The sequence below is a fragment of the Coleofasciculus sp. FACHB-712 genome, assembly GCF_014695635.1.
Lineage (GTDB): Bacteria > Cyanobacteriota > Cyanobacteriia > Cyanobacteriales > FACHB-T130 > FACHB-T130.
This window is the reverse complement of the sequence record NZ_JACJOQ010000053.1, coordinates 1-4,861: the sequence shown is the minus strand read 5'-3', so window position 1 is coordinate 4,861 and position 4,861 is coordinate 1. Positions and strand designations below refer to the sequence as shown.

Below are 4,861 nucleotides of genomic sequence, written 5' to 3'. Positions count from 1 at the left end.
GCGTCCACAATCCGTTCGATGTTTTCGGGAGCAATTTTCGGTTGGGGAATATTGTCTTTCAAGAGGGTTCGGACAAAGCGCTGCACCTGATCCATCGCTTTGCGCGAGAGGTCTGCCATGATGATCGTGTTGTCGTCGATTTCGCTAATTGGCTTCTGTTCGATGACTTTGAGGACACTCGCCGCTGCCATATTTCCCAACTGGGGATCGACTGGACCTAAGACAGCGTTGGCATCCATGACGATTTCATCAGATGCTAAAGCTAACATGGTGCCGCCGCTCATGGCGTAGTGGGGTACAAACACGGTGACTTTGGAAGGGTGGCGAATTAACGCTCGAGCAATCTGCTCGGTTGCTAGCACTAAACCACCTGGGGTATGCAAGATTAGATCGATGGGAACTTCGGGAGGTGTGAGGCGAATTGCCCGTAGCACCTGTTCTGAATCTTCAATGCTAATGTAGCGCGAGATGGGAATTCCTAAGAAACTAATCGATTCTTGCCGGTGAATTAGCAAAATCACTCGACTATTGCGCGATCGCTCAAAATTCCGCAAGGCTTGCACTCGCTGAAAAGCCAAGCGGCGTTGTTGGAAGGCGGGCAAGATCGAGCTGACAGCCAGAAATACCCAGAAGAGGTCAAAGAAACTAAAGCTCATTATTCCCTAGCAAGAACGCAGTATTTCCCCTTATTCTTCCAATATCTAGAAAATTGAAACTCTATCTGTAGAGCAAACTATTTCAAAGATGAAAATGGGGAGTCGATTGTTGGTCGCTTCCCCGCTTTCCAGTTCCAGACGCGATAGATTGCGCCTGGAACCAGCTGCTTTTCTCGCTTAATGGCGGGCGATGCCCTCTTGACGGGCGGCGGCTTGCACGGCACCGGCGACGGCATTGACAACGCGCGGGTCGAACACGGAGGGAATGATGTTTTCCCGGTCGAGGTCGGAGGGTTTGACTAAAGAAGCGATCGCGTAAGCGGCTTCTAGATACATCGTGGTGGTAATGGTCTCTGCACGACAATCGAGCGCCCCGCGAAAAACGCCAGGGAAGGCGAGGACATTGTTAATTTGATTCGGGTAGTCGCTGCGTCCGGTTGCCATGACCGCGACATCTTCTGTGACTAATTCCGGCTGAATTTCAGGAATAGGATTCGCCATTGCAAAGACAATCGGATCTTTTGCCATCGAACGCACCATTTCCGGCGTTACAACTCCGGGCGCACTGACGCCTAAAAAGACATCCGATCCCTGCATCGCATCTGCCAAGTTACCGCTGGCTTCGACAGCAAATTCTTGCTTTTCCGGGGTGAGGTCGGTACGTTGGCTGGAGAGAATGCCTTTGGAATCGCACATCCAGATGGATTGTGCGCCCGCTTTCTTGAGCAAACGAGCGATCGCTACCCCAGCAGCACCCGCCCCATTAATCACAATTCGGACATCCGCTAAGGATTTTTTCACTAACTTGAGGGCGTTAATCAATGCGGCAAGGCTAACAATTGCGGTGCCATGTTGATCGTCGTGAAACACCGGAATATCGAGTTCCTGCCGCAGTCGCGCTTCAATCTCGAAACAACGGGGGGCAGCAATATCTTCCAAGTTAACGCCGCCAAAGACTGGGGCAAGATTTTTTACCGTGCGGATAATTTCATCTGTGTCTTGGGTATCTAGGCAAATCGGAAAGGCATCAATCCCGGCAAATTCTTTAAACAACATCGCTTTGCCTTCCATTACCGGCAATGATGCGGCTGCGCCCAAGTTGCCCAATCCCAGTACAGCGCTACCATCGGTAACAATCGCAACCGTGTTTTGTTTAATCGTGAGAGTGTGAACCTGTTCCGGGTCAGATGCGATCGCCATACAGATGCGACCGACGCCGGGAGTGTAAGCCATTGCTAAATCGGCTTGACTTTTCAGCGGAATCTTACTCTGCATCGCGATTTTGCCGCCGCGGTGCAAGTTAAAGGTGCAATCGTAGACATCGATTACCTTGACATCTGGCAATCCTTTCACGGCTTGCACAATTTGTTCGGTGTGTTCCGTGCTGGCAGCATCGACGGTGATTTCTCGCACCACAATATTGCGAGTCCGCTCGATTAAACTAATTTGACCGATGTTACCGCCGACACTAGCGATCGCGGTGGTAATGCTTGCTAACATCCCAGTGCGATTGGGAATCTGGAGGCGAATCGTTAAACTGAAGCTAGAGTTGGGTGTTAGGTTGACCATGCTGACTAAGGATTTTAGATTTAAGATGATAGATTTTGGATTGGGAATCTAAAATCCTTTCCTCCAAAATCCAAAATTGTTCGCTCCTAGCCTAAAGGAGCTGCAAGTTTCCAATTGTACCCAGTTACACTACCGGATTAGCTGCCGCGATAATGGCGAGTCTCTATACCGAAATTGAAATTAATGCTCCTAAGCAGGAAGTTTGGCAGGTTCTGTTGAAAAAAGAAAAGTGGTACAAGTGGAACACTTTTTTATTTGACCTCGATCCAACGGTGCCATTTAAGCAGGGGGAAGAAGTTTTACTCTCTGTGCGGCGCGTACCGGGTGAGGAGGAAACAGAGTTTCAGCCGTTGATTACTAGAGTGCAGTCTGGACTATGCCTCGCTTGGGTTTCCTCGATTCCTGGCTTTAAAAATGAGTATGTCTTTGAGTTGCAAGAGATTGGTATTGGGCGGACTAAATACTTCCACCGCAACACCTTCTCAGGGGTGCTGACTCGTGTATTTATGCCTTTCATTCGGGATGATGAGCAGCAAGGCATCAAGCGGATGGCGCGGGAGTTGAAGCGTTATGTGGAACGGATGTAAATTCTGGGAACACCTTGCCTTGGCAATTAAAAATTGCGGCGACATAAACTTCAGTCTCCCGTTGCGGACTGATGAAATTAAAACCCGCGCACCATCCGGGTTTTGGCTATATAGCCGCAGCTTCTACTGGCTGGGGCAACTCGGTTACAAAAACTGTTACCAGCCCTTTTCTATAAGTTGCTACCGAATAAGATTGTTTTAAGATAAGACTCCTTCAGAAGCCGTGGAACTCCAACTCCCACGGTTTTTTACTTTATGTAGGTGGGAACTTCTCGAAAGCAAAGAAGTAGGGCTAGATTAGGCGAGAAATTGTCTAGCTTGTGGAGCCGTCTACCCATGCACCCCGATCTGAAGTCACGTAGAGACGCCATTTATCGCGTTTAGCTATTCAACTGGCAAAAGTTGTAGTTGATAGCGATAAAGTGCGACGGGTTGATCGACAGCTTTGAAATAGTCTGGATCTTGAGGCGAGAGGTAAATTGCTGTTACTTGATCGGCTTCAATGGATGAGTGAATCCATTGATAAGCAGTTGTGGTTTCTACAATATTGAAATACGGCTGAGGCGTGCCGCGAAAGACTTGCTGAGACACTTCTGTGGCAATAAATCGATCTGGGGCGAGTGTTTCGGTGCCTCGACTCGTGACAATTGAGACTAGCTGGCGATCGCCTCGCAGTAAAGTCACCTGACGATTGGGAGAATTGGGATCGACTTTGACCGATAAGATCGCGCGATCGCCTAAATATGCCTTCCCGATACTCAACCCGTTAAACGCCCGATCTGCCACTACCGGCTGATTTTTGCCTTTTGTTGAGACAGTTATCGCGGCTTGATTTTTGAATCGCACTGGGAAACTAACGGGCTGATTCAGCTGGCGACGATTGCTTTCAAACCCTGGCGTCACAATTTCTGGCGCTAAGGGTGCCACTAAATCTACTAACGTACTGGTGACGTTCCAAGTACCTTCCATCCAGTCAGGATAAACTAAGTCGCCCTTCGCGGCGCTGACGGGTGGTTTGCTGTCCCAGTGAGGAAACTGCGCCAAACGGTCAGCCAAAAGCCCCGCCTGCGCTTCCCCTCCCCATAGCAGCAACCCCAAAATTAGGAAACAACCCCAAAAGACTCGTCGCATCACGGTAAACGTGGGTTTGTTTGTAGGATTATATAGCTTTTAAACACAGAAAGATCCTCAATTTACCGGGTTTTCAAGCATTTCGACTACACCGAATCAACGGGTACTGGTTCCCAAACTTCTCCATATTTCTCCTGAAGGGACTGCCATGCTTCTACTTGTCCTGGTTCGTATTCTCCTGGTTTGCCCCACTGGAGAAATGCGCTCAAGGCGGGTTCACTTTTCTCGTCCAGAAAGCGAATAGCATAGGTAGTAAAGTTACCCCGTTTTGATTCGCCTGTCTCAAATTTTACCTGCTTGATAGCATCCATATTCAGGTGAAACTCGAATATGTCGGCGTGCATATTAGCGTACTTACCTTTAGGTAATTCTGCATAAAACAGCTTTTTCAGCGGGCCGCGGACTTCCAAAACAGCAGCACTGCTGGTCACAATCAGACGCAGTATTCCTAAATTTTCGCAGGATTCTAAAAAGTCTTTCAAATTAGCTTTCATGGTAAATTTGAATGTTGAAGAAGAAAATCTTTGCTAACATTAGTGTGACATTAGGATGACCAATTCTCTAAGTAATCCTAAGGTTTTTGTCGAAGAAATCATTTTAGATGAATCAATTCTCCCTCCTTTTAAAGTATACAAAATCATCCACGCATCAAATTAGCTATCTATTGAAACTCCGAACAAAGCCAACAAGCAACTAAAACTCAGCACAATTGTTTTCGGTTTTCTTTCTTCCCTTGTTCTAGCTTTTGCATGGGAATGCTTTTGCATTCAGCGCAGCGGCACAGGCACAGTCGATTGTCTCTGCGACCGATGGCACTGGCATCCATATTATACAGAAGGGCGATGTCTTAAAAGACGATTTCCGGTTCACTTCGACATCACTAGCGGAACTCTTTCAGGCGAAAAGGCGAATCTCTTC

At 48.0% G+C, this 4,861-nt stretch carries 5 protein-coding genes; 1 reads left to right on the top strand and 4 read right to left on the bottom strand.

What is annotated here, in order from left to right:
• Positions 1-656: hypothetical protein (locus H6F50_RS01095; protein ID WP_190425368.1), on the bottom strand; the 656-nt coding region annotated here is incomplete at its 3' end.
• A 177-nt stretch (positions 657-833) separates the two neighbouring features.
• Positions 834-2,225, bottom strand: a complete 1,392-nt coding sequence (locus H6F50_RS01090; protein WP_190425365.1) for a malic enzyme-like NAD(P)-binding protein — start codon at positions 2,223-2,225, stop codon at positions 834-836.
• 152 nt (positions 2,226-2,377) lie between these two features.
• On the opposite strand from H6F50_RS01090, the gene H6F50_RS01085 reads away from it, so the two are divergent.
• Complete coding sequence (locus tag H6F50_RS01085; protein WP_190413358.1) at positions 2,378-2,812, top strand: SRPBCC domain-containing protein; 435 nt, start codon at positions 2,378-2,380, stop codon at positions 2,810-2,812.
• A 384-nt stretch (positions 2,813-3,196) separates the two neighbouring features.
• Here H6F50_RS01085 and H6F50_RS01080 read toward each other — a convergent pair whose 3' ends face one another.
• Both H6F50_RS01080 and H6F50_RS01075 read right to left on the bottom strand, forming a co-directional pair.
• Positions 3,197-3,943, bottom strand: coding sequence for a DUF6816 family protein (locus H6F50_RS01080; protein WP_190425362.1), 747 nt, complete (start codon positions 3,941-3,943; stop codon positions 3,197-3,199).
• A gap of 86 nt (positions 3,944-4,029) precedes the next feature.
• A complete protein-coding gene (locus tag H6F50_RS01075) occupies positions 4,030-4,437 on the bottom strand; it encodes a ChuX/HutX family heme-like substrate-binding protein (RefSeq protein WP_190425359.1) in 408 nt (135 codons plus the stop codon).
• Positions 4,438-4,861 lie beyond the last annotated feature (424 nt).